Genomic DNA, 24,668 nt, shown 5'->3' with positions numbered 1-24,668 from the left:
TAAAACGGTTAATTACAGTGTTATTAACCGTTATTGTACTGGTTGTAAATATCGCTATTATTTCAACAACGTAACCAATTCAGCTAAGTCTTTCACCACGTGATCAGGCTTTTTCGCTAATGGATAAAGTGCTTTACCTGGGCGAGCAATAAATGTTGTTTGCAAACCAGCTTCTTTCGCGCCAGCAACATCCCAACCATGAGCGGCTATCATCATGGCTTCTGCAGGTTTTACATCTAGCTTTTTCAATACCCACTCATAAGCACGTAAATCTGGCTTATAAATTTTTATATCTTCAATGCTGTATCGCTCGTCAAAATAAGACGTTAAACCTGCACTTTCAAACTGTGCTTTTACACCTTTATTTGAAGAGTTAGTCAGGCTAACTAACTTATAACCTTGGGCTTTAAGTTTCGCTAAGCCTGCTTTTACATCGCTATGCGGCGGTAAAGTTAGCAGTGGCGTTACAATCGCCGTTTTTGCTTGCTCAGGCGTGATTTCAATATTGTTGTTTTGTGCCACCATTAATAATGAAGCCACGCCAATCTGACCAAAATCGTGATAATCGTTCATCACAGTAGAAACTAGTGAGTGATGCAACATGGTAGAAAACCACAATGGCAATAAGTCTTCGCGCCCACCAAGGGCTTTGCCGATAGAGGTTCGCATAGACGTTAAATCAAGTAATGTTTCGTTAACATCAAAAATAAGTACTTTAGGTTTGTTTTGTATTTCATTAGCCATAGTGACTCCTGATAAAAGGCTTGCGCCTAATAATATTGAAAGCGTAAGTGTTTTAATTGATTGTAAAAATAACATTAAATATTTTCCAGTTGTAAAGCCGCTAGGACATGTTCGGGTTCTGCACGTAAAGTGTAATCTTCGCTGATAAATGCGTAAGTAATGATACCGTTTTGATTAATAACATAGGTTGCCGGTAACGGTAATTTAAAGCTTTTATCACCATAGTAATGTTCGAAATCAATACCAAAACCGGTGTATAGCTTTTGAATACGCTCATCTAATGTAAATAAAAGGCCAAATTGGCTAGCGACGGTATTGCTAACATCTGACAACACATCAAATTCAAGGGCATTTTTTTGAGCGGTTGATAATGTTTCATCCGGTAGTTGCGGTGAAATAGCGATTAACTGAGTATTTTTTGCTTTAAATTTCGGTAAATAATCATTCAATGCTTTTAGCTCTAAATTACAATATGGGCACCAAGCTCCTCGATAAAAGCTCACTATAACCGGACCTTGTGTTAATAGTGTCGCTAATTCTGTACTTTCGCCACGATGATTCAATAAGCTAAAGTTTTTAACTTTTTGACCAACCTGCAAAGCATTATCTCTAATATGTTGAGCGATAAGTTCTTCATTGGTGGTATTCATTAACGCTAAAACTTCTGCAGGTAAGTTAGCCTCTTTTTGCACGTTATAGGCGTCGATTTGTGCTTTTAAACTCATGATAGACCTGTGTGATATAACTTTTTCACTATTATAATGTTTTAGTTATTTAAATAAACATTGCAAAACTGAAAGCTTCATTCGAAAATATTAAACATTAAAAAGCACATCATGGCGTTAATATGTACAACATAAGCGATTTAGAAACCTTTATTGCTGTAGTAGAAAATAAAGGTGTTTTGGCAGCAGCACGAGAACAGCGTTTATCGCCGGCGACAGTTAGTCATCGATTAAGTAAATTAGAACGCGAGCTATCAACCGTTCTAGTATTTAGAGATAGTCGCAGAGTGCGCTTATCGCCAGCGGGTGAAATTTTTTACAAACGTGTTGGTGCTATTATTGAGGCCTTGCGTGATGCTGAGCATAGTATTGGTGCGCGAAGCTCAAGTGTTAGTGGCTTATTGAGGGTCACGATGCCACCTTGGGTGTTTTCCAAATACGTTATGCCAACACTGACCCAGTTTGAAGATACTTATCCTGAGCTTAAACTTGATTTTTTAATCACAGATCACTTTGTAAATGTTGTTGATGACGCTCAAGACGTGGCGATAAGAGTTGGACAATTAAATGATTCAGGCTTACTCTCGCGCAAGTTAGTTAATAACACTCGTATACTGTGTGCAGCGCCAAGCTATATAGAAAAATACGGTATGCCAAATAATTTAACGCAATTAAGTCAGCATAATTGGGTATGCTTACCGTGGCAAAGGCAATTAAAATTATTTGATGAGCAAGGTAAAATACAAAGTTTTAATGCGCCAACACGTTTTACTATTTCAAACTCTGACAATATGACCCAAGCAGCCATTGCAGGACACGGTATTACGATAAAATCGAAAATTGCGATTAAAGATGAGTTAAATAACGGTGCTTTAGTTGAGGTTATGCCTGAAGTAATGGCGAAAAGTGATGCGCCAGTTTGGTTTCTACGACCACAAAACAGTTTAACAACCCGAAAAACTGACGTATTTTACGATTTTATGAAGTCGCTATTTATTGATTGCTAATCAACAAATGTTAGCTATTTCTGTAATATTAATTAACCGGCTTTTTTTTCCAAGTACTAGACTTTTTAGCTTTTGATTTTCGCTTAAAAGCCACTTTGGGCAACTGTGCAAAAGATTGCTGTTCCGACTGCTTAATCATCTCGGCTATCGTTAACGTTAACGGGCTGATTAAATCTTCATAGCGACTTTTTTTCTCACTGATGTTGGTGAGTGTTGCCTCCCAATGTGCGGTCATATCGGGTAATGTTGCAGCCATAGGCAGTGCATTAATTAAGGATACTCCAATAGCCGTTGCATGAATATTCTTGCCTTTACGCTCTAAATAACCACGTTTAAATAACAAATCAATAATGCCTGCACGTGTTGCTTCAGTACCTAAACCATCGGTTTCACGTAACATTTTTTTGATTGTATTGTCGCTGACATAACGAGCGATACCTGTCATGGCACTTAATAGGCTAGCATCAGTAAATTGTTTAGGTGCTTGTGTCATTCGACTGATTAATTCACCATGAAGACATTGTAGTTGCTCGCCCTTTACCAGCTTAGGCAATGATTGATGTGTTAGCTGGCATTCAGTATTTTCATCACTTTGATCGACTTTATTAGATTTACTTTTCGTGCGCTGAAATAGAACTTTCCAGCCTTGAGCTATAGGCGTTTTAGCATTAGCACTGAATTTACCCCCGGCAATTAACACGCTAATTCGAGACTGGTTATATTGATAGACAGGATAAAACTGTGCCAAATATTGCCTTACAATAAGAAAATAAATTTTCTTTTCAAACGGGTTCAAGGTTAATTTATTTGCAGATTTTTCAGTTGGTATAATGGCATGATGCGCTGTAACTTTGGCGTTATTCCATGCTTTACTTTTTAACGAACTATCAGCGCCTTGTGCAAACTTGGCATAGGTTTCAGCGGCGTTAGCTAACATGGCTATAATGCCTTTAGCTTGAGCATGATGTTCTTTCGGCAAATAGCGACAATCTGAGCGAGGGTATGTGATCAACTTGTGCTTTTCATACAAGGCCTGACAAACATCGAGTACCAGTTTCGCGTTTAATGAATATATTTTGGCTGCATCAATCTGTAAAGACGATAAATTATAAGGCAACGGCGCAGCCTGTTTTTTCTGTTGTTCGTCAACCTCACTCACTACCGCAGTTTGATTATTAATGCGGCTGACCACGTTTTCCGCTAAAGCTTTATTGAGTACGCGCCCTTCTTCATCCATATAAGGCTGACAAGCGTCACTGGGTTGCCACTTTGCAATAAACTTTGCCTGACTACCAGTTTGTAAGTGTGCGTGTACATCATAAAAGTTTTTCGCAATAAAGTTGTCTATTTCTTGTTGGCGTCTAACCACTAAACCTAGCAGCGGCGTTTGCACCCTGCCCACAGATAATACGCTATTAAAGCCAGCTTTTTGCCCTTGTAAGGTATAAGCCCGAGTTAAGTTTATGCCATATAGCCAATCAGCCCGAGAACGTGCTAAGGCAGAAATAGATAATGGCATATAAAGTTGATTGCTTTGTAAGTTAGCGAGCGATCTTTTTACAGCAGGTAAGTTTAAATCGCTGATCAATAATCGTTGAATATTCTGCTTTTTCTGTGCCGGTACTTTTAGAAAATCGATGACTTCATCAACCAATAGCTGGCCTTCTCGGTCAGGGTCACCAGCATGTATTATTGCGTCAGCCTGTTTAACGAGTTTTCTTAAAACCGTGAGCTGTGCACGGGTTTGTGTTTTTGGCTTAAGTTGCCATTGCTCAGGCACTATAGGCAAGTGCGCCATTTGCCATTTTTTAAACGCTGGATCGTAGTTTTCAGGATTTGCTTGTTCAAGAATATGGCCAATACACCAACTCACTACATCGCCATTAGCAAGCGCGATATAGCCTTGATGATTTTTTTGAGGTTTAGGAAGAGCAGCAGCTATAGCTCGACCTAAACTTGGCTTTTCAGCGATATATAATTTCAAAGTGTATACTTGTTTAAAGAGTGGTAACGGATAAACCTTTTATTAGCCTAGCACCTTAAACTGTTTATTTATACAGTAAATTAAAGTAACTCAGATATTATAGCTAAATATTCTCCTGTTAGTTAAGTTATGCTACTTTCCTTATTTATAAAAATAACATCAAAAGAGCCCATAATGCCAAGCCTTGATACAAATCGATGCCCTTTATGCCAACAAAGTAATTTTTGTGCCGTAAATGCTGATACTCCCTGTTGGTGCACAAAAAGTGAAGTTAAACCGGAATTACTGAGTGAAGTACCACAAACATTATTGGGTAAATCGTGCATTTGTAAAAAGTGTATTGATAAGTTTAACTTCGACAACATTGTCGATAAGTCTTAACGATTAACAATAACGTGTTAGTATCTTTTTTAAAGAAATTATTTAATTTAATCAATAACAAGGGGGTTTTGTGTCATATAATAATAAAAAACAAGACACTATATTTAGCTCTATTACTACACCATTAGGCGATGAACTTACTTGGCGCTTTGAAGAGCAGCAGTCAGTATTACTGACCGAGTTTTCATGGGAAAAGAAAGAGCGAATTTTAACTACTTTACGTCGTATATTTAATGATGAATGGCATAAAAAAAACATTAAAAAAGCGCCAAAATCACTTAAATATGAACTGGGTGAATTAGCTAACCTAAATAAAGAACAGATGATTTTTACCAAGCCTGCTACTGAAGATTTTCCTGCGTTAGCCGTTATCTGGTGGCCCTGGGGGCATGGAGCAACTTATTCTATGCGTATAAAAATACTCAACAGTAGTTATAATGACGCGGCGCTCAAGTTAGGCCAAGCCAACCTATTGCAGAAAATTGTTCAGCGCATAAAATTAAGATAACCCATTAGTTCACTTGTTAGCGGCAATATTTTAGCTACAATTATTGTAATTAAATTTATTGTTGCTGGATGATAGTATGCTCACATTAACATTATATTATGCTACAAACAGAAACCACCTTGGTGATCGCTGGTCTCCCGATAGTTACGGACAAGATTTTAGTGCTGATCGGGCTAACAATCTACGCTTTGGGCACGTTAGTGTTGATGTTAGTGCTAATAAAGTAAAAGAACACCTGAATGATAGTGTTGATAATCGCACCGGGGATGGTGAAAGCTTAGCGGGTTATATTGAGAAAAAACTGCGTAAGAAACACCTTATATCTGCATTTGAAGAACCCGAAGACCTTAAGGGTACAAAAAATTCACCATTACCCTCTATCAAAGCTTTTCAAGCACTCAAAAAACAAATGGAATCGAAAAAAGATCTCGTCGTTTTTATCCATGGTTTTAATGTAGATTGGTTTGAAGCGGTCTCTTCAGCTTTAGCCCTAGAATTAATGCTAAATCGCCATTCTCATGACGACGACGAGCAAAAAGATACCAGTGTGTTTTTGTTTTCTTGGCCTTCAAATGGCGCAATGATGAAAAATAAAGCTTACTTATCTGATCGTAACGATGCAAGGGACTCAAGTATCGCAGTAGCACGTGGGTTTCTTAAATTACGCGATTTCCTGATGACTCTCAGACCCACTCATAAAGACCCTTTGATTGAAGAATGTGGTCAACAATTGCATTTACTTTGCCACTCAATGGGTAATTATGTTTTACAGCATGCTTTAGTGTCATTAGATAAACTCAACAACCACAAACACTTTCCGCAATTGTTTCAGCATATCTTTATGTGTGCACCTGATGTTGACGATAATATTTTCGAAGAAGATCGCCCGATGGTTAATTTGCATAGGCTAGCAAAGCAAGTCACGGTTTATTACAACAATGGTGATTTAGCGATGTATATTTCTGATTACACCAAAGGTAATACAGATAGACTAGGACATAACGGTACGGCTAGACCTATGCAGTTACACAACAAAGTCAGCCAAGTAAACTGTTCTAAAATTGTTGGCGGTATAACTGAGCATAGCTATTATTTATGGGCCACGGTTAACGAAGATATTAGGCAGAGTATTGACGGCATTCCTTACGAAGATAGTACCCGAAATAGACAGTGTAAATCGGCACAAGTATGGCGATTAACCTAAATAGTATTACTTTAATGGTTACAGCTATTATGTAAGTTTTAAAAGCTAAGCGGGTTTATGAGTACTGCTTAGTTTATCTTAATAAATTACCAATAAACTGATTTTAACTGCTCAACACTTTTCTCCTGAAAACCTATACTTGCTTACTTTTGACACTTCTTTTTACATTTTCTAATGAACATTACCTTATAGGCTTTGTCTACACACTAGTATATAAACTTTGGGCTGGCTTGGCTGGCCGAATAACGCGTTAACAAATAACCGTCATCGCATTTGCTCAATATAATTGTTAAGGATAAATATGACTAGAGTATTAAAAATTATCAGTACATTGGCCGCAACCCTTCTACTTATAGCAAGCTACCCTAGCTTTTCAGCAAAATTTGAAGCAGGCAAGCATTATACTGTGGTCGCTGAAAAGAAAACCTCGACACCTGAGTTAACTGAATATTTTTCCTATTACTGTCCATCTTGTCGTGCTTATGAACCTTACCTTGAGGGTTTTAAAAAAGTGATACCTGAAAAGGCTAAGTTTAATAAAGTACATGTAGATTTTATGGGGCACACATCCCCAGAAATACAATTTATGCTGGGTAAAGCGCTTATCGTTGCTGAAAAATTGAATATAAATAATGAGTTTACTGCAGCTGTTTTTAAGTACTTACAAACCGATAGAGAAATTATTTCAAATCAAAAAGATATACATGATATTTTTGTTTCAATTGGCGGTAATGGTAAGAAATTCGATCAAGGTATGAAGAGCTTTTCGGTGATCGGTCAAGCAAAAAAAGAGAAGAAAATACAAGACAATCTCTCGAAAAACAGTCAACTTACCAGTGTGCCAACCATGGTGGTAAACGGTAAATATATGATTGATAGTAAATCGTTAGATCGCAATAACTTCTTTGCTGAATATAATGCATTAATCGCCTATTTATTTACCCTTTAAATTTTAGGCATAAAAAAGCCGAATGTTTTAATTCGGCTTAACGTCTAAATATTGTCTTACTTATCAGCGACGGCGCGACTTACTAGCATTAGTCTTTGCTTTATTTTTATCGCCAAAGGCTTTTTGCCTACCGTGTTTTTTTTGCTGACCCAGCGTATTTTTACGTGCTGGTAAGTCTTTTTTGGTTAGGTCTGGTTCATAACCGGGTAGCCATTGTTGCATTAGGCGTGTGTCTAATACCTTTTCAACGGCTTCTAACAACCAAGCTTCTGACGGGCTCATTAACGAAATGGCTAAACCGTCATTACCTGCACGGCCTGTACGACCAATGCGGTGAATATAGTCTTCAGCAATATAAGGTAGCTCATAGTTAATGACGTAACGTAAATCATTAATGTCTATTCCTCTTGCTGCAACATCAGTAGCAATTAGAGCACGAGTTTTACCTGCTTTAAAATCTGCTAATGCTTTATCACGAGCGCCTTGAGATTTATCACCATGAATGGATTGGGTTTTAATACCATCCTTAGACATTTCTTTTGCTAGATCATCAGCGCCTTGTTTCGTACGCGTAAATATAAGGACTTGTTGCCAATTTTTAGAACCAATTAAAAATGAGGTTAACTCACGTTTACGATCACTATCAACGGTATAAACAATTTGTTCTACTTGTGAAGCTGCCGTATTACGTTCACTGACTTCAATAAGCTCAGGATCATTAAGTAAAGTTTTACTTAATTTAAAAATGGCATCATCGAAAGTGGCCGAGAACAGTAATGTCTGACGCTTTGGCGGTAAACGATTTAGAATACGGTCTATTTCATCTTTAAAGCCCATATCTAACATACGATCAGCTTCATCAAAGACAATAGTTTCAAGATGAATTAATAACACGCTGCCATTAATTATATGGTCTAACAATCGACCTGGCGTAGCAATTAAAACATCTGCGCCTTTTTCTATCGCTTCAATTTGTGGCTTAATACTTACGCCACCATAAGCAACGGCAATATTAAGCTCAGTATTTTCAGCATAGCTTACAAAGCTTTTATACACTTGTTGTGCTAATTCACGGGTAGGGGTTAATACCAGTGCTCTTATCGGTCTTTGGGCAGGTATATTTGCACTCAAACGCTGAAGAATAGGGAGTGCAAAAGCCGCTGTTTTTCCTGTGCCAGTTTGTGCCCCTGCCATAATATCTTTATTCGCTAAAATAGCGGGTATGGCTTGCTGCTGGATAGGGGTTGGTTGGTCATAGCCTAAAGCTTTTACAGCGTCAGTAAGTGATTTATCTAATGCTAGGGACGTAAAACTCATGGCTATTTATCGCTTCTTAATCGATTGTTGCTTTTGTTTAAGTTCATGCTCTAGTTCATCAGGATAAAAAACTAAACCTTGCTCGTCTTGACTTGGAAATACCACAATAGCGAGTTCATCCTCAGCTAATCCGGTACTCCAACGACTAAACCATTTATTTAAAGAAATAGCTTCTGGTTGACAAGCTTGCCATTCATCAGTTGCCCAAGCTTTGGCAAACTCTTCATTAGGCCAAACCGGAACACAATCTTCATCTTCAGTGTTTAGCATTACACAGCCATGCTCATCAGTTAATATCCACAAGGAATTTTGACTAACCGCTTCATTAATGAAGTAAGCAGCACGTTGTGCATCATCCATTTGCAATATTTGTTTAATTTTTTCTGGCTCTAACACATGTAATCCTGATCAACTTTATTTATTGGCGCTATTCTACAAAAATTTGCATCTCTTCGCCGATTTGTTTGCGCATTTCCATTAATTTTTTTGCACTTTCATGTTGTTTTATATCTGCGTCAGTTTTTGGTATCCACTCAGGAATACGTTCAGACTGCCCGTTTTGATCTACGGCAACCATGATCACAATACAATGGGTTGTTAAACGACGATTTAGTGACTTAGGATCACAGGCATTAACTTCTAGCGCTATATGCATTGAAGAGTTACCGGTATAAATTACCTTAGCTTCTACTTCGACTAAACTACCAACATGAATTGGGGCTATGAACCGAATACCACCAGCATAAGCCGTAACACAATAACGACCGCTCCAACCTGCTGCACATGCATACGCTGCTAAATCTATCCATTTCATTACCGCACCACCGTGAACTTTACCACCAAAGTTAACATCTTGTGGTTCAGCTAAAAATCTTAAGGTAATATCGCGTTGTGGTTGATTCATGGTTTTTCCTAGTTATAGTAAATTGATTATGGTTGATTAACGCTAGCAGTACTTACATTACACGACATTTAGCGTTACATTACCACTAGTTAAATCATTTATAATTTATAGGTAAACCATGAAAATATGGGTTGATGCAGATGCCTGTCCCGTTGTGATTAAAGAGATATTATTCAGGGCCGCAGAACGTACACAAACAACCACAACTTTATTAGCAAATCACTATTTAAAAGTGCCGCCATCTAAGGTCATTAGCTTTGTTCAAGTTACAGCAGGCTTTGATGTCGCTGACGATGAAATTGTTAAACGTGCCGCGCCAAATGATTTAGTGATAACCGCGGATATTCCCTTAGCTGCCGAAGTTGTTGAGAAAGGTTGTTTAGCCTTAAATCCTAGAGGCGAGCTCTACACTGAAAGCAATATTAGACAACGCCTTAATATGCGCGATTTTATGGACACATTACGTTCAAGTGGTATTGATACAGGTGGTGCGCCGCCGATCAGCCAAAGTGATCGACAAGCTTTTGCTAACAACTTGGATAAGTTGCTAGCTCAACAATAATTTATTGGCAATCTACAACAGTTAAATATTAATTAACTGTTGTATTCACTTTACTTACTCGGGTTAATTCTACGACGACTGCCACTTTTACTTTCGCTATTGCCATAAGGGTTACTTGCTGAGCTATTGCCAATATGACGTCGGTTTTTACCCGTAGGTTTATTACCACGTGCATTATCACCAGAACGTTGACCATCTTTATGTTCCGAACCTTCAGATTTAAACTTTCTTGGCTTTTTAGGTTTTAAAGCGCGTAAATTACGAGATTCAGGCAAAGCATGTACTGGCTCAAAGCCTGGCACAATTTCTCTTGGAATATGTGTTTGTATTACGTGCTCAACGTCATTCAGTAAATCTATTTCATCAGCACAGACTAATGATACGGCATGACCACTAGAACCTGCTCGACCAGTACGACCAATTCGGTGAACGTAATCTTCAGGCACATTAGGCAACTCAAAATTTACGACTTGTGGTAATTGGTCAATATCGATACCGCGAGCAGCAATATCAGTTGCCACTAAGACACTAATTTTGCCTTCTTTAAATTGTGCTAACGCTTTAGTTCTTGCGCCTTGGCTTTTATTACCATGAATAGCGGCGGCTTGAATACCTGCAGCATCTAGCTGTTTAGTTAATTTATTTGCACCATGTTTAGTTTTCATAAACACGATAACTTGTTGCCAGTCATTTTCTAGAATTAAGTGTGTAAGTAAGGCTGATTTTCTATTTTTATCAACTGAGTAAATCAATTGTTCAACTCTTTCAGCTGTAGTGTTTTTTGGGCTAATTGAAATTTCTACAGGGTCATTAACCATGCGTTTTGCAAGTTCACGGATATCAGGAGAAAACGTTGCTGAGAAAAGTAGCGTTTGGCGCGTTTTTGGTAGCAATGATAAAATTTTCTTAATATCACGAAGAAAACCCATATCTAACATTCTGTCAGCTTCATCAAGTACTAAAATTTCTAATTGATTAAAGCGAACAGCATTTTGATTATATAGATCTAATAGTCGGCCCGGCGTAGCAACTAAAATATCAACGCCTTCACGTAAACGCTGCATTTGAGGATTAATTTTAACACCACCAAACACTACCGCAGATTTCAATGGCAAATGCTTACCGTACATTTCTACATTTTCAGCTATTTGTGCAGCTAGCTCACGAGTAGGGGTAATAATAAGAGTTCGGGCTTGGTTAGCACGGGCTTTATCACCACGAGATAGTAATTCAAGAATAGGTAATGTGAAGCCTGCTGTTTTACCTGTGCCAGTTTGTGCTGCAGCCATAACATCTTTGCCAGCAAGCACAGCAGGTATTGCCTGAGCTTGTATAGGTGATGGTGTATCATAACCTTTCTCAGCAATAGCTTTTTGTATTGGGGCAGATAAACCTAACTCGGTAAAACTCATAGAATATACTCTTCTCACTAATGGTTTGAGCCAATGTCAAACAGCGGTGGAGAATACATTATAGACGGCTTTAGTGCAATGATAGAGCTTATGCCGAGTAGATTAATTAACAGCTACATTTTATTTCTAGGTATAAACAAAAAAAACCCGTAACTTTCGTTACGGGTTTATAGAATGATGGTGGAGGGAGGTGGATTCGAACCACCGAAGGCTGAGCCGTCAGATTTACAGTCTGATCCCTTTGGCCACTCGGGAACCCCTCCACAGGGTCGAAAACCCAGCATAAGCTGGGTATTCTGAAAAGAAGCCTAGCAATGTCCTACTCTCACATGGGAACTCCCACACTACCATCGGCGCTAACACGTTTCACTTCTGAGTTCGGAATGGGATCAGGTGGGGCCATGTCGCTATTGTCGCTAGACAAAAAGGGTACAATCTTGAAAGCCGTTCATTAAGACGTGTCTCAATGATAATAAATACGTTTTGACGTGCACGGATGCACTAATGTCGTGTTGGCATGGATGCCAAAGAACGACGCTTCTCTTATTCACACAATTGTCATGCGTGATGCGTGTATTCCTACACTTTTTGTCAAACTTCATACAACAAAACCACTTGGGTGTTGTATGGTTAAGCCTCACGGGTAATTAGTATTGGTTAGCTCAATGCCTCGCAGCACTTCCACACCCAACCTATCAACGTTGTAGTCTCCAACGACCCTTTAGGGAGCTTAAAGCTCCAGTGAGAACTCATCTCAAAGCCTGCTTCCCGCTTAGATGCTTTCAGCGGTTATCAGTTCCGAACGTAGCTACCGGGCAATGCTATTGGCATAACAACCCGAACACCAGCGGTTCGTCCACTCCGGTCCTCTCGTACTAGGAGCAGCCCTCTTCAATTCTCAAACGCCCACGGCAGATAGGGACCGAACTGTCTCACGACGTTCTAAACCCAGCTCGCGTACCACTTTAAATGGCGAACAGCCATACCCTTGGGACCGACTTCAGCCCCAGGATGTGATGAGCCGACATCGAGGTGCCAAACACCGCCGTCGATATGAACTCTTGGGCGGTATCAGCCTGTTATCCCCGGAGTACCTTTTATCCGTTGAGCGATGGCCCTTCCATACAGAACCACCGGATCACTATGACCTACTTTCGTACCTGCTCGACGTGTCTGTCTCGCAGTTAAGCTGGCTTATGCCATTGCACTAACCGTACGATGTCCGACCGTACTTAGCCAACCTTCGTGCTCCTCCGTTACTCTTTAGGAGGAGACCGCCCCAGTCAAACTACCCACCAGACAGTGTCCCCAAGCCCGATAAGGGCCCTAGGTTAGAACATCACGCATACAAGGGTGGTATTTCAAGGTTGGCTCCACCGCATCTGGCGACACGGTTTCAAAGCCTCCCACCTATCCTACACATGTAGGAGCAATGTTCACTGTCAAGCTATAGTAAAGGTTCACGGGGTCTTTCCGTCTAGCCGCGGGTATACGGCATCTTAACCGCAATTTCAATTTCACTGAGTCTCGGGTGGAGACAGTGTGGCCATGATTACGCCATTCGTGCAGGTCGGAACTTACCCGACAAGGAATTTCGCTACCTTAGGACCGTTATAGTTACGGCCGCCGTTTACCGGGGCTTCGATCATGAGCTTCTCCGAAGATAACCCAATCAATTAACCTTCCGGCACCGGGCAGGCGTCACACCGTATACGTCATCTTTCGATTTTGCACAGTGCTGTGTTTTTAATAAACAGTTCCAGCCACCTGGTTACTTCGACTCTCCTGTGCTTACTCCGCAAGGGATTCACACGAGAGAGCGTACCTTCTCCCGAAGTTACGGTACTATTTTGCCTAGTTCCTTCACCCGAGTTCTCTCAAGCGCCTTAGTATTCTCTACCTAACCACCTGTGTCGGTTTGGGGTACGGTTCCTATATATCTGAAGCTTAGAAGCTTTTCCTGGAAGCATGGCATCAATGACTTCAACTCCGTAGAGTCTCGTCTCGTATCTCAGCGTTGAATGAAGTCCCGGATTTACCTAAGACAACCGCCTACATACTTTCACACGGACTACCAACGCCGTGCTCACCTAGCCTACTCCGTCCCTCCTTCGCAATATATAGAAGTACAGAAATATTAATCTGTTTCCCATCGACTACGCGTTTCCGCCTCGCCTTAGGGGCCGACTTACCCTGCCCTGATTAACATGGGACAGGAAACCTTGGTCTTTCGGCGGGGGAGTTTTTCACTCCCCTTATCGTTACTCATGTCAGCATTCGCACTTCTGATACCTCCAGCAAGCTTTACAACTCACCTTCAACGGCTTACAGAACGCTCCCCTACCACTTGTTCCTAAGAACAAATCCGCAGCTTCGGTGACTAGTTTAGCCCCGTTACATCTTCCGCGCAGACCGACTCGACTAGTGAGCTATTACGCTTTCTTTAAAGGATGGCTGCTTCTAAGCCAACCTCCTAGCTGTCTATGCCTTTCCACATCGTTTCCCACTTAACTAGTACTTTGGGACCTTAGCTGGCGGTCTGGGTTGTTTCCCTCTTCACAACGGACGTTAGCACCCGTAGTGTGTCTCCCGCATATCACTCATTGGTATTCGGAGTTTGCAAAGGGTTGGTAAGTCGGGATGACCCCTAGCCTTAACAGTGCTCTACCCCCAATGGTGTTCGTGCGAGGCTCTACCTAAATAGATTTCGGGGAGAACCAGCTATCTCCCGGCTTGATTAGCCTTTCACTCCGACCCACAAGTCATCACCGCATTTTTCAACATACGTGTGTTCGGTCCTCCAGTTGATGTTACTCAACCTTCAACCTGCCCATGGGTAGATCGCCGGGTTTCGGGTCTATACCCTGCAACTAAACGCGCAGTTAACACTCGCTTTCGCTACGGCTCCCCTATTCGGTTAACCTTGCTACAGAATATAAGTCGCTGACCCATTATACAAAAGGTACGCAATCACCGGACTAAATCCGGCTCTCACTGCTTGTACGTATGCGGTTTCAGGTTCTATTTCACTCCCCTCACAGGGGTTCTTTTCGCCTTTCCCTCACGGTACTGGTTCACTATCGGTCAGTTAGGAGTATTTAGCCTTGGAGGATGGTCCCCCCATGTTCAGTCAACGTTTCACGTGTGCCGACCTACTCGATTTCATGATAAGTTTATTTTCGTGTACGGGGCTATCACCCTGTATCGCTCTACTTTCCAGTAGATTCCACTAACTTACAAACCACTTAAGGGCTAATTCGCGTTCGCTCGCCGCTACTAACGAAATCTCGGTTGATTTCTTTTCCTCGGGGTACTTAGATGTTTCAGTTCTCCCGGTTCGCCTCATTAAGCTATGTATTCACTTAATGATACCCAAGTTACCTTGGGTGGGTTTCCCCATTCGGACATCTTTGGCTATAACGGTTTTTATCACCTCACCAAAGCTTTTCGCAGATTAACACGTCCTTCATCGCCTCTAACTGCCAAGGCATCCACCACATACGCTTAGTCACTTAACCATACAACCCCAAGTAGTTTCCTATTTGGTACAAGCAGGTGACAAAACCTGCTCAATTGTAAAGTCTGACATTTTCACGCACACAAAGTGTGTCTTGAATAAGAGTGGTAATAAATTCAACTCGTAAAAGTAAATTTACTACCGGGTTGATTACGTTTCCGAGGAGGAACCGTAATCACCATCATTAACAGGCGATATTCCCGTCAACAACAGCTTGGTATTTATAATTTACAAACAACAGCGCGACACCGTGTTTGCCATATAAATACCGGTATTTATATCAGCTTTCCAGATTGTTAAAGAACTTGTCATTCACACGCATTCGGTGGTGACTTGGTTAAAAACCAAACTTAAAGTAGCTTAAACAAAGCGTAACTTAAGTTTGGTCTTTCAATTCTTAGTGAAGAAGTGGTGGAGCTAAGCAGGATCGAACTGCTGACCTCCTGCGTGCAAGGCAGGCGCTCTCCCAGCTGAGCTATAGCCCCGCAATGGGAAACATACTTTAGCCAAAACGTAATATTTTGTTCTATATCAAGGCGGTTTATCGCAAAGTGTAGGCTTTCTACACGAGTGATGAACCAACGCCGATAGAGGACAAAATTGGTAGGTCTGGGCAGACTTGAACTGCCGACCTCACCCTTATCAGGGGTGCGCTCTAACCAGCTGAGCTACAGACCTATTTCTCTTTCAAGAATTTACGTCCGAAGCTAGCATGTTTGGACTTCTTCTAATTTGTTATCATGTAATTTGTGTAGACACTCATGAAACCGAGGTTTCCATTAAGCTGTTTTACTTCAAGATAAGGAGGTGATCCAACCCCAGGTTCCCCTAGGGTTACCTTGTTACGACTTCACCCCAGTCATGAATCACAAAGTGGTGACCGTCCTCCCCGAAGGGTTAAACTAGCCACTTCTTTTGCAACCCACTCCCATGGTGTGACGGGCGGTGTGTACAAGGCCCGGGAACGTATTCACCGTAGCATTCTGATCTACGATTACTAGCGATTCCGACTTCATGGAGTCGAGTTGCAGACTCCAATCCGGACTACGACAAGCTTTGTGGGATTCGCTCCACCTCGCGGTATTGCTGCCCTCTGTACTTGCCATTGTAGCACGTGTGTAGCCCATCCCGTAAGGGCCATGATGACTTGACGTCGTCCCCACCTTCCTCCGGTTTATCACCGGCAGTCTCCTTAGAGTTCCCGCCACTATGCGCTGGCAAATAAGGATAGGGGTTGCGCTCGTTGCGGGACTTAACCCAACATTTCACAACACGAGCTGACGACAGCCATGCAGCACCTGTCACAGAGTTCCCGAAGGCACAAGTCTATCTCTAGTCTCTTCTCTGGATGTCAAGGGATGGTAAGGTTCTTCGCGTTGCATCGAATTAAACCACATGCTCCACCGCTTGTGCGGGCCCCCGTCAATTCATTTGAGTTTTAACCTTGCGGCCGTACTCCCCAGGCGGTCAACTTAGCGCGTTAGCTACGCCACCCACAGATCAAGTCTACAGACGGCTAGTTGACATCGTTTACGGCGTGGACTACCAGGGTATCTAATCCTGTTTGCTCCCCACGCTTTCGTGCCTCAGTGTCAGTCTTTGTCCAGGTAGCCGCCTTCGCCACTGATGTTCCTTCCAATCTCTACGCATTTCACCGCTACACTGGAAATTCCACTACCCTCTACAAAACTCTAGCTTGCCAGTTCAAAATGCAGTTCCCAGGTTGAGCCCAGGGCTTTCACATCTTGCTTAACAAACCACCTACGCACGCTTTACGCCCAGTAATTCCGATTAACGCTTGCACCCCTCGTATTACCGCGGCTGCTGGCACGAAGTTAGCCGGTGCTTCTTCTGCGAGTAACGTCACAGCTAGCAGTTATTAACTACTAACCTTTCCTCCTCGCTGAAAGTGCTTTACAACCCGAAGGCCTTCTTCACACACGCGGCATGGCTGCATCAGGCTTTCGCCCATTGTGCAATATTCCCCACTGCTGCCTCCCGTAGGAGTCTGGGCCGTGTCTCAGTCCCAGTGTGGCTGATCATCCTCTCAAACCAGCTAGAGATCGTCGCCTTGGTAAGCCATTACCTTACCAACTAGCTAATCTCACTTGGGCTAATCAATGAGCGAGAGGTGCCGAAGCGTCCCCCCTTTGGTCCGTAGACGTTATGCGGTATTAGCAGTCGTTTCCAACTGTTGTCCCCCACTCAAAGGCATATTCCCAAGCATTACTCACCCGTCCGCCGCTCGACGCCGAATAGCAAGCTATTCTCGTTTCCGCTCGACTTGCATGTGTTAAGCCTGCCGCCAGCGTTCAATCTGAGCCATGATCAAACTCTTCAATTAAAAATCGTTTGTGATGCTCACCTTAACTAACCAAAGTTAACTAAGAAAAGACATCTGCTCAATGAATTCTGTCGTGTTACTTCCTATCCGACTAAAGAAGAAAGTAACTACATAAAACGTATATTTAAACTCGAAAGTCTAAATGATACTTATTTTTTGTGTGACATCATATTAAGCTGTTTTTTTGTTACCCGAGGGTAACTATGTAAAATCAACGTTAATGTGAGTGTCCACACAAATTGCATGATAACTAATTGTTAAAGAACGTTAGTCGATACTCGAAGTAAAAAACTAACCGAAACAAAATCTCATTCGCTTTGCTTCGTTGCTGCAGGCCTTGCCTGAAGCGAGATGCGCATTCTACGCAACTCAGTTTTAATGTCAACGTTTTATTTGAATTTATTTTAAAAGTTTTTAAAACTTTCAAAACCTATCTTTAAAACGTTAAGTTATCTAAATCAGCCTAAACCGTGCTAGATAACTTATTAAAACAGTTCGTTGGGGTGACCCCTTGGAACTGGAGCGCATTTTAGAGATTTTTGACCTCACGTCAACACCTAAATGCAATTAAATTGCGAAAAGATGTTTGTTTGCTTTTTATTTGTACAACCCTTGCTGTGGTTGAGTTTTTAATGTTCGATACGCTGATTAATTGCACGACCTTAGCTACTATTATTGTGCTCTTTGGCGTTATCTTTAGTTACTTAAATAAAACTATATATATGAAGATTGCTATTTCATGGCTGGTTTTTGCTAATATATCTAAATCAACCATTAAAAAGTCTTATATTTATGCATAATAATTTCCGAAGCTATCGTGGTATTACTCCTACATTAGGTAATGCTGTTTATGTTGATCAGTCTGCTGTGCTTGTTGGTGACATTACTTTAGGTGATGATACAAGTGTTTGGCCATTAGTCGCGGCTAGAGGTGATGTAAATAAAATCACTATCGGCGCGAGAAGTAACATACAAGATGGTAGCGTTTTGCATGTCACCCGAAAAAGTTCAGGTAACCCTAGTGGCAATCCATTAATTATTGGTGACGATGTTACTGTCGGTCATAAGTGTATGTTGCACGGCTGTGTGTTAGGTGATCGAATTCTTGTTGGCATGGGCGCTATTATTATGGACGGTGCAGTTGTAGAAGACGATGTGTTCATAGGCGCTGGTAGTTTGGTCCCACCAAATAAAACATTAAAAAGTGGTTACTTATATGTGGGTAACCCTGTTAAGCAGGCTAGAGAGTTGAAAGAAAGTGAAGCTAACTTTCTAAAGCAGTCAGCCATTAACTATGTAGAATTAAAGGCTGAGTATTTAGCTAATAGCTAGTGAGCGATATTATTTACTTCATTTCAATATGTATTTCATCACCTTCTGGCTCATTTTTCTCGAGCCAGAGTTCGGTGACCTCTTCTAAATCATATTTTGTGCAGTTAGTTATTTCTGCTAACTGCTTTAATTGCATTGAATGAAAATATATCGTTATCCTCTGTCCTGACAGTTGTCCAGTAAAAGACCAAGCGTCATGCGCCTTATCAAAATGTAAATCATCGTTAAATATAATAGCTTGGTTCATATCGTTATTTCTCTTTTTATGCCGTTATAGCAATTGTTCTCTTAACGAGTGCAGTACAGGTTCGACATCGGGGTTCACTTCTGTCCATAACTGAAAGCTTGCAGCTGCTTGCCCTACTAACATACCCAAGCCATCGATAATATGTTCAACACCGAGTAATTTTGCTTGTTTTAGAAATGCTGTAGGTTCTTTGCCATAGACCATGTCGTAACAGGTATTTGCATGTTGGATGGTTTTATTTGATATAGGCAAGCTGTCACCCGATAAACCCGCCGAGGTTGCATTTATAATAACATCAAAGGTTAATTCTTCAGTATCAGCAAACGTGATCGCTTTAATCGCATTATTAGGGTATTGCTCTGCAATAGCTTGAGCTTTGCTTAATGTTCTATTGGCAATGGTTAATGATTTAGGCGATTGTTCGAATAAGGCTTGTACAACTCCTTTGGCAGCACCGCCAGCACCTAACAATAAAATATTACTATTTTTTAAGGTCACTTGGTGCCTAAGTAAATCGCTAACTAAACCTATTCCGTCTGTCGTATCGCCATAGATAACACCATCGGTAAAAATTAAAGTATTAACAGCGCCAGCTAATTTGGCTTTTTCGCTAAGTTCATCACACATTGCAAATGCTTGTTCTTTGAAAGGCGCTGTAACATTGGCACCTTTACCGTTATTTGCAATCAGGTTATTAACGGCCACTTCGAATTGCCCTAATGTAACTAATTCGCTCTGGTAGTTTATTATGAGCTTAGATTGTGCGGCAAATTTTTGATGTATAAAGGGTGATTTAGATTGGGCAATTGGATTGCCAAATACACGATATTGATCCATGAGGTTTCTAGCTTAAGTGTTTAACCTAAGGTTAACGCAGTTATGAAAAGATAGGAACATAAAAGCAGCAACACAGTTACTGCTTTTTATAACAATTTTGTTTAATTTAAAACTTATAGCCTAACATCAAGGAATAAACCATAGGATCGATGCTAATATCTGCTTTGCCAATACTGTTACCAGCCACGTCAAAGGTTGCTTGAGTATCAATATCGATATATCGAATAGACGCATTCAAAGACCATTTTTCATCTAGCTGATAATCTGCGCCAAGTTGAACGGATAAACCGAACGAGTCGTCTAATGCTAGATTACTTAATCCTAATGACTTGGGCCCTGTTGAAAATCCCTCATCAAAGAAAACTGTGTAGTTTAAACCGATACCTGCATATGGTTTTAACGCCGAGTTATTTTCAAAGTAATAGAGCGCGCTGAGTGTCGGTGGCAAATGCTTTACTTGTCCTAAATTTTCACCATTAACGCCAAGCACTGAATTTTTATCTTGAATAGTAATATCATGACTAAAAGGAGTGGCCGCTAAAAGCTCGATTGCCCAGTTACTATCGAAAAAGTAGACAAGGTTAAGCCCTAATTGTGTGTTATTGCCATTTGTTAGGGTCATTGTTGAGTCAGCACCGCCTAACATAATATTTGATTTACTATTGTCAGGGTTAATCAATGTTGCACCACCACGAACAAGAAAGTCACCTGCTTGATTAGCAATCGCTAGTGGTGAAAGTGTTATTGCTGAGAGAATTAATCCCTTAATTATTGAAGTTTTCATGAAAGCATTACCTTTTGTAAAGATGAAAATAAACTGTTGGTTCATTAAGGTAATTTTACGCTGACTCGATTTTTGATAATTTGATCTGGCACAAGGTTTGTTTAAAACCTGAATAAAACTGGGATGAATTTTTCAATAAGTATAAAACAGTAACTCGATATTTTTAAAGCCCAAATAGCTGTTATGCTACTTGGGCTTTAAGGTGGGTTGTTAAGCTGAATGTAACCAGTCTTGTGGCACTAAGTAATGTTGTAGTGCAGCTTCTGGACTATTTGGATCGGCTTGAAAATTATATTCCCAACGCGCTAAAGGTGGCATCGACATTAAAATTGATTCTGTTCTACCGCCTGATTGCAAACCGAACAAAGTACCACGGTCGAAAACTAAATTAAATTCGACATAGCGACCACGACGATAAAGCTGAAATTGACGGTTATTCTCATCAAATGGTGTGTTTTTTCTCTTTTCCATCAAGGGTACATAAGCATCAATAAAACCAGTACCAACCGCTTTGATATAATCAAAGCATTGTTCAAAGTCCCATTTATTAAGATCATCGAAAAATAGACCACCAACACCACGTGTTTCGTCTCTATGTTTTAAATAAAAGTATTCATCGCACCACTTTTTATATTCTGGATAAACATCATCACCAAAAGGTTGGCAGATATCTTTGGCTGTTTGATGCCAATGCACAACATCTTCTTTGAACGGATAAAAGGGTGTGAGGTCAAAACCGCCACCAAACCACCATACCGGAGCTTCGCCTTCTTTTTCCGCAATAAAAAACCTCACATTAGCATGAGATGTTGGAATAAAAGGGTTTTTAGGGTGAATAACTAATGAAACGCCACAAGCTTGCCATTTACGACCAGCCAATTCTGGACGATGCGCCGTTGCTGATGGTGGTAATTTATCACCAGAAACCACGGAGAAGTTTACGCCACCTTGCTCAATAACAGTGCCGTTAGTTAGTACACGAGTTCTACCGCCACCACCTTCTGCACGCACCCAGTTATCTTCAATAAACTTACCGCTTCCATCAGCGGCTTCTAAAGAAGCACAAATTTGGTCCTGTAAGGACTTTAGAAATTCAATTACAACATTGATATTTACAGTGCTCATGAGCGAATAATATCTCCAGATAATGCATCTATAATAGTAGAAGGCTGTTCAAAGCCTAAGGTTTTACCTTTAATAATAAAATCAATTTTATCAGCGAGGTCACTTGGAATATCTTGCCACGTTTTAGCTGGGGCTGCCCACTTAAGTTAGCACTGGTAGAAACAATGGGTTTGTTAGTAGCTAAACAAAGCGCAACAACGTCTGGTTGACTGGTAACTCGCACAGCAATCGTGTCAAATCGCCCTGTTAATAGCGCCGAAATATTCGCATTTTTAGCGACTAACTGTGTAATACCGTCAGGCCAACGTGATAACACAGCATAGCGTTTATCTTGTGGTATTTTACTGTCATCTATATAAGGTAAAAGCTGAGAGTAGTTACCGGCAAGTAGAATTAAACCTTTATCTGCTGAACGTGATTTAATCGACAACAATTTTTCAATTGCCTCGTCGTTATCCGGATCACAACCTAAACCAAATACGGATTCGGTCGGATAAGCTAAAACGCCACCCTCTTGAAATGTTTCTAATGCTGTAGCCATTGGTTTTATTATGTAAGTTAAGTAAAGATTAATTAACCGTGATTATACTTTTTTTATGCATAAACTACATGCTTAGCTATAAAAAAACGGTAAGCGTTAATAAAACGCTTACCGTTACGATGTTCAACTTTGCTTTTGGGTTAGCTTAAGCCTCAGACAACGCTTTAACCTGCTGTCGTAATACAAACTTCTGTACCTTACCGGTAGATGTTTTAGGTAGGTCACTAAAAACGATGGTTTTAGGCACTTTAAAGCCTGCCATATGCTCACGACAGTGTTGTATAACTTCTTGTTCGGTTAATGTTTGACCTGGCTTTAATCCAACGAAAGCACAAGGGGTTTCGCCCCACTTTTCATCTTTTTTAGCTACAACAGCTGCTTCTAAAATAGCGGGATGCATATAAAGCACGCCTTCTATTTCAACCGATGAAATATTTTCACCACCCGAGATTATAATATCTTTAGAGCGGTCGCGAATTTCTATATAGCCATCGGGGTGCTTCACCGCTAAATCGCCAGAATGAAACCATCCATTAGCAAAAGCTTCGTCCGTTGTTGTTGGGTTTTTTAAGTAACCTTTCATGGTGGTATTACCACGAAACATTATTTCACCCATAGTTTCACCATCAGCAGGAACAGGTTGCATGGTGTCTGGGTCGAGTACGTCAACATCTTCTTGAGTCGGATAACGCACACCTTGACGTGCTTTTAATGCTGCTCGTTCATCAGGGCTTTTGTCATTCCATTCATCTTTCCATTCACTCACGACACAAGGACCGTAAACTTCTGTCAAACCATAGCTTTGTGTTATTTCAATACCGAGGTTTTCGATACCTTTTATTACCGCTGCAGGTGGTGGTGCGCCAGCAGTCATCGCTTTAATATTTTTGGGTAATTTCGCTAGTAATTCTTCATCTGCATTTAAGATCATATTAAGCACAATAGGTGCACCACAAAAGTGGCTTACCTTATGATCGATCATCGCATTCACAATAGCGCCTACTTCGACTTGCCTTAAACAAATTTGCGTGCCCCTACTGCCACAATAGTCCACGGAAAACACCAACCATTGCAGTGAAACATTGGCAAGGTCCAAAGGTAGTTGGTTTTATTATTGGTTGGCCAAATAAAATTATGACCTATAGAGTTAAGGTATGCACCGCGATGTGAATACACTACTCCTTTGGGGTTCCCGGTAGTTCCGGAAGTATAATTTAATGCTAATGCTTGCCATTCATCCTGTACGAAAGATTGTGAAAAGTTTTCATCACCTTGCGCTAATAACTCTTGATAATCCATGGTGCCAATTTTTTCTCCACCAGGGCCTTCACTATCATCAATATCAATAATCAGTGGTTTGCGCGTTGAAATAGCGAGTGCTTCTTTAACCACAGATGAAAAAGCGGTATCGGTTAGCAACACGTCACATTCGCCATGATCTAATATGAAAGCAATATTGTGTGCGTCGAGACGTATATTAATAGCATTAAGCACCGCGCCTATTTGTGGCACAGCAAAATGAGCATCGAGAAATTCCGGAATATTTGCCGCCATAATGCTAACGGTTTGTCCGGGCTTAACACCAAGCTTAATCAGGCTTGATGCTAATCTACGAACATTTTTACGATATTGCTGATAAGTGATTTTTTGCTTACCGTGGATAATTGCTACTTTGTCAGGATAAACATCAGCTGTTCGATTTAAAAAGTTAATCGGTGTCAGTGGTTGACTGTTCGCTGCGACTTTATCCAAGCCTTGATTGTAAATATTACTCATGAGCGTCCTCTTTACTTGTGGCTAAAGCACAATGAACAAACACATAATCCGCTTCTGCTATAAATTTTAGCGACACTTTGCATTTTAAATAAAATAATCATACGCTGAAAATCAAAATAAAAAATCATCCTTTGGTCTATAACGTCTCGACTTAATATTTCAGAATAAAGTGTGGTTAAACATTTAAAGGCTGCCCTTATAAAATGCTATATCTCCCACTGTAGGGTTAGTTTAATCAGCCATGTTGCATCTAAAGAGTAAACCTTTATCGTTTTGATTACGAGGCTCTCAACATTATCAACATGAGAATAAATAAAGTATTATTTATTCAAAATAATCGAAATAGATTTCCCGTTTCAGAAAATTTATAAACGCGGTATAATCTGCCATTAAATTTCACCTAATGCTAAAGCCAGTCTGCTCGCTATAACGTTAGGTCTCTAATCACATTATCAAAAGGCACATCGC

Annotated in this window: 19 protein-coding genes, 3 tRNA genes, 3 rRNA genes and 2 pseudogenes; 7 read left to right on the top strand and 20 right to left on the bottom strand. The window is 40.7% G+C overall.

Annotated features, from left to right (window positions below; translation table 11 throughout):
- Positions 1–57: 57 nt before the first annotated feature.
- Positions 58–819 (bottom strand): haloacid dehalogenase type II, encoded by a 762-nt coding sequence (locus DBO93_RS00245; protein ID WP_108454536.1) that lies wholly within the window; start codon positions 817–819, stop codon positions 58–60.
- Entirely contained in the window at positions 819–1,469 is a 651-nt protein-coding gene (locus DBO93_RS00240) for a peroxiredoxin-like family protein (protein ID WP_108454535.1), read from the bottom strand. The genes DBO93_RS00245 and DBO93_RS00240 overlap by 1 nt, the downstream gene beginning before the upstream one ends.
- Before the next feature lie 122 nt (positions 1,470–1,591).
- On the opposite strand from DBO93_RS00240, the gene DBO93_RS00235 reads away from it, so the two are divergent.
- Positions 1,592–2,476, top strand: coding sequence for a LysR family transcriptional regulator (locus DBO93_RS00235; RefSeq protein WP_108454534.1), 885 nt, complete (start codon positions 1,592–1,594; stop codon positions 2,474–2,476).
- A 28-nt stretch (positions 2,477–2,504) separates the two neighbouring features.
- Here DBO93_RS00235 and DBO93_RS00230 read toward each other — a convergent pair whose 3' ends face one another.
- A complete protein-coding gene (locus DBO93_RS00230; protein WP_108454533.1) occupies positions 2,505–4,460 on the bottom strand; it encodes a DNA topoisomerase III in 1,956 nt (651 codons plus the stop codon).
- A gap of 174 nt (positions 4,461–4,634) precedes the next feature.
- Between DBO93_RS00230 and DBO93_RS00225 the strand changes: the two genes are divergently transcribed.
- The 4 genes from DBO93_RS00225 (at position 4,635) to DBO93_RS00210 (ending at position 7,502) form a co-directional block, all read left to right on the top strand.
- Positions 4,635–4,841, top strand: a complete 207-nt coding sequence (locus DBO93_RS00225) for a cysteine-rich CWC family protein (protein WP_108454532.1) — start codon at positions 4,635–4,637, stop codon at positions 4,839–4,841.
- Between the two features lie 70 nt (positions 4,842–4,911).
- A complete protein-coding gene (locus tag DBO93_RS00220; protein WP_108454531.1) occupies positions 4,912–5,349 on the top strand; it encodes a hypothetical protein in 438 nt (145 codons plus the stop codon).
- Between the two features lie 76 nt (positions 5,350–5,425).
- Positions 5,426–6,553: an alpha/beta hydrolase gene (locus DBO93_RS00215; RefSeq protein WP_108454530.1), complete on the top strand. Its 1,128-nt coding sequence runs from the start codon at positions 5,426–5,428 to the stop codon at positions 6,551–6,553.
- Positions 6,554–6,854: 301 nt separating this feature from the next.
- Positions 6,855–7,502, top strand: coding sequence for a thiol:disulfide interchange protein DsbA/DsbL (locus tag DBO93_RS00210; protein WP_108454529.1), 648 nt, complete (start codon positions 6,855–6,857; stop codon positions 7,500–7,502).
- 63 nt (positions 7,503–7,565) lie between these two features.
- Here the strand turns inward: DBO93_RS00210 and DBO93_RS00205 are convergent, their stop codons facing one another.
- The 3 genes from DBO93_RS00205 to DBO93_RS00195 all read right to left on the bottom strand — a co-directional run bounded on the left by DBO93_RS00205 (position 7,566) and on the right by DBO93_RS00195 (position 9,723).
- Complete coding sequence (locus DBO93_RS00205; RefSeq protein ID WP_108454528.1) at positions 7,566–8,819, bottom strand: DEAD/DEAH box helicase; 1,254 nt, start codon at positions 8,817–8,819, stop codon at positions 7,566–7,568.
- Positions 8,820–8,825: 6 nt separating this feature from the next.
- Positions 8,826–9,179, bottom strand: a complete 354-nt coding sequence (locus DBO93_RS00200) for a DUF2750 domain-containing protein (protein WP_108457683.1) — start codon at positions 9,177–9,179, stop codon at positions 8,826–8,828.
- 67 nt (positions 9,180–9,246) lie between these two features.
- The gene (locus DBO93_RS00195; protein ID WP_081150576.1) at positions 9,247–9,723 is read right to left on the bottom strand and encodes an acyl-CoA thioesterase; all 477 of its coding nucleotides are present in this window, start codon (positions 9,721–9,723) and stop codon (positions 9,247–9,249) included.
- Between the two features lie 118 nt (positions 9,724–9,841).
- On the opposite strand from DBO93_RS00195, the gene DBO93_RS00190 reads away from it, so the two are divergent.
- A complete protein-coding gene (locus DBO93_RS00190) occupies positions 9,842–10,285 on the top strand; it encodes a YaiI/YqxD family protein (protein ID WP_108454527.1) in 444 nt (147 codons plus the stop codon).
- Between the two features lie 50 nt (positions 10,286–10,335).
- On the opposite strand, the gene DBO93_RS00185 is transcribed toward DBO93_RS00190, so the two are convergent.
- The 7 genes from DBO93_RS00185 to DBO93_RS00155 form a co-directional block, all read right to left on the bottom strand.
- Positions 10,336–11,697: a DEAD/DEAH box helicase gene (locus tag DBO93_RS00185; RefSeq protein ID WP_108454526.1), complete on the bottom strand. Its 1,362-nt coding sequence runs from the start codon at positions 11,695–11,697 to the stop codon at positions 10,336–10,338.
- A 178-nt stretch (positions 11,698–11,875) separates the two neighbouring features.
- Positions 11,876–11,960 (bottom strand) — tRNA-Tyr (locus tag DBO93_RS00180).
- A 43-nt stretch (positions 11,961–12,003) separates the two neighbouring features.
- A 5S ribosomal RNA gene (rrf, locus tag DBO93_RS00175) occupies positions 12,004–12,118 on the bottom strand.
- A 205-nt stretch (positions 12,119–12,323) separates the two neighbouring features.
- Positions 12,324–15,215: ribosomal RNA gene (locus tag DBO93_RS00170) — 23S ribosomal RNA — on the bottom strand.
- Between the two features lie 408 nt (positions 15,216–15,623).
- Positions 15,624–15,699, bottom strand: a tRNA-Ala gene (locus DBO93_RS00165).
- Positions 15,700–15,815: 116 nt separating this feature from the next.
- Positions 15,816–15,892: transfer RNA gene (locus tag DBO93_RS00160), tRNA-Ile, on the bottom strand.
- Between the two features lie 122 nt (positions 15,893–16,014).
- A 16S ribosomal RNA gene (locus DBO93_RS00155) occupies positions 16,015–17,558 on the bottom strand.
- The 16S, 23S and 5S rRNA genes sit together here with 3 tRNA genes alongside, the layout of an rRNA operon.
- Before the next feature lie 792 nt (positions 17,559–18,350).
- On the opposite strand from DBO93_RS00155, the gene DBO93_RS00145 reads away from it, so the two are divergent.
- Positions 18,351–18,890 (top strand): gamma carbonic anhydrase family protein, encoded by a 540-nt coding sequence (locus DBO93_RS00145; protein ID WP_108454524.1) that lies wholly within the window; start codon positions 18,351–18,353, stop codon positions 18,888–18,890.
- A 13-nt stretch (positions 18,891–18,903) separates the two neighbouring features.
- On the opposite strand, the gene DBO93_RS00140 is transcribed toward DBO93_RS00145, so the two are convergent.
- The 7 genes and pseudogenes from DBO93_RS00140 to DBO93_RS19055 all read right to left on the bottom strand — a co-directional run.
- Entirely contained in the window at positions 18,904–19,137 is a 234-nt protein-coding gene (locus tag DBO93_RS00140; RefSeq protein ID WP_108454523.1) for a hypothetical protein, read from the bottom strand.
- Between the two features lie 24 nt (positions 19,138–19,161).
- A complete protein-coding gene (gene aroE, locus DBO93_RS00135) occupies positions 19,162–19,974 on the bottom strand; it encodes a shikimate dehydrogenase (protein WP_108454522.1) in 813 nt (270 codons plus the stop codon).
- Between the two features lie 106 nt (positions 19,975–20,080).
- Positions 20,081–20,758, bottom strand: a complete 678-nt coding sequence (locus tag DBO93_RS00130) for an OmpW family outer membrane protein (RefSeq protein WP_108454521.1) — start codon at positions 20,756–20,758, stop codon at positions 20,081–20,083.
- A 210-nt stretch (positions 20,759–20,968) separates the two neighbouring features.
- Positions 20,969–21,883: an oxygen-dependent coproporphyrinogen oxidase gene (gene hemF, locus DBO93_RS00125; protein WP_108454520.1), complete on the bottom strand. Its 915-nt coding sequence runs from the start codon at positions 21,881–21,883 to the stop codon at positions 20,969–20,971.
- A pseudogene (locus DBO93_RS00120) lies at positions 21,880–22,424 on the bottom strand (Sua5/YciO/YrdC/YwlC family protein). The gene hemF and the pseudogene DBO93_RS00120 overlap by 4 nt, the downstream one beginning before the upstream one ends.
- 145 nt (positions 22,425–22,569) lie before the next feature.
- Positions 22,570–22,824, bottom strand: coding sequence for a hypothetical protein (locus DBO93_RS19165; protein WP_239059222.1), 255 nt, complete (start codon positions 22,822–22,824; stop codon positions 22,570–22,572).
- Positions 22,825–23,052: 228 nt separating this feature from the next.
- Positions 23,053–24,200: pseudogene (locus tag DBO93_RS19055) on the bottom strand (AMP-binding protein); the annotation flags it as partial.
- Positions 24,201–24,668: the final 468 nt, after the last annotated feature.

The sequence above is a fragment of the Colwellia sp. Arc7-D genome (assembly GCF_003061515.1).
In the GTDB taxonomy this organism is placed as follows: Bacteria; Pseudomonadota; Gammaproteobacteria; order Enterobacterales; family Alteromonadaceae; genus Cognaticolwellia.
The sequence above is the reverse complement of the archived record's forward strand: the minus strand, read 5'-3'. Positions and strand labels throughout refer to the sequence as shown.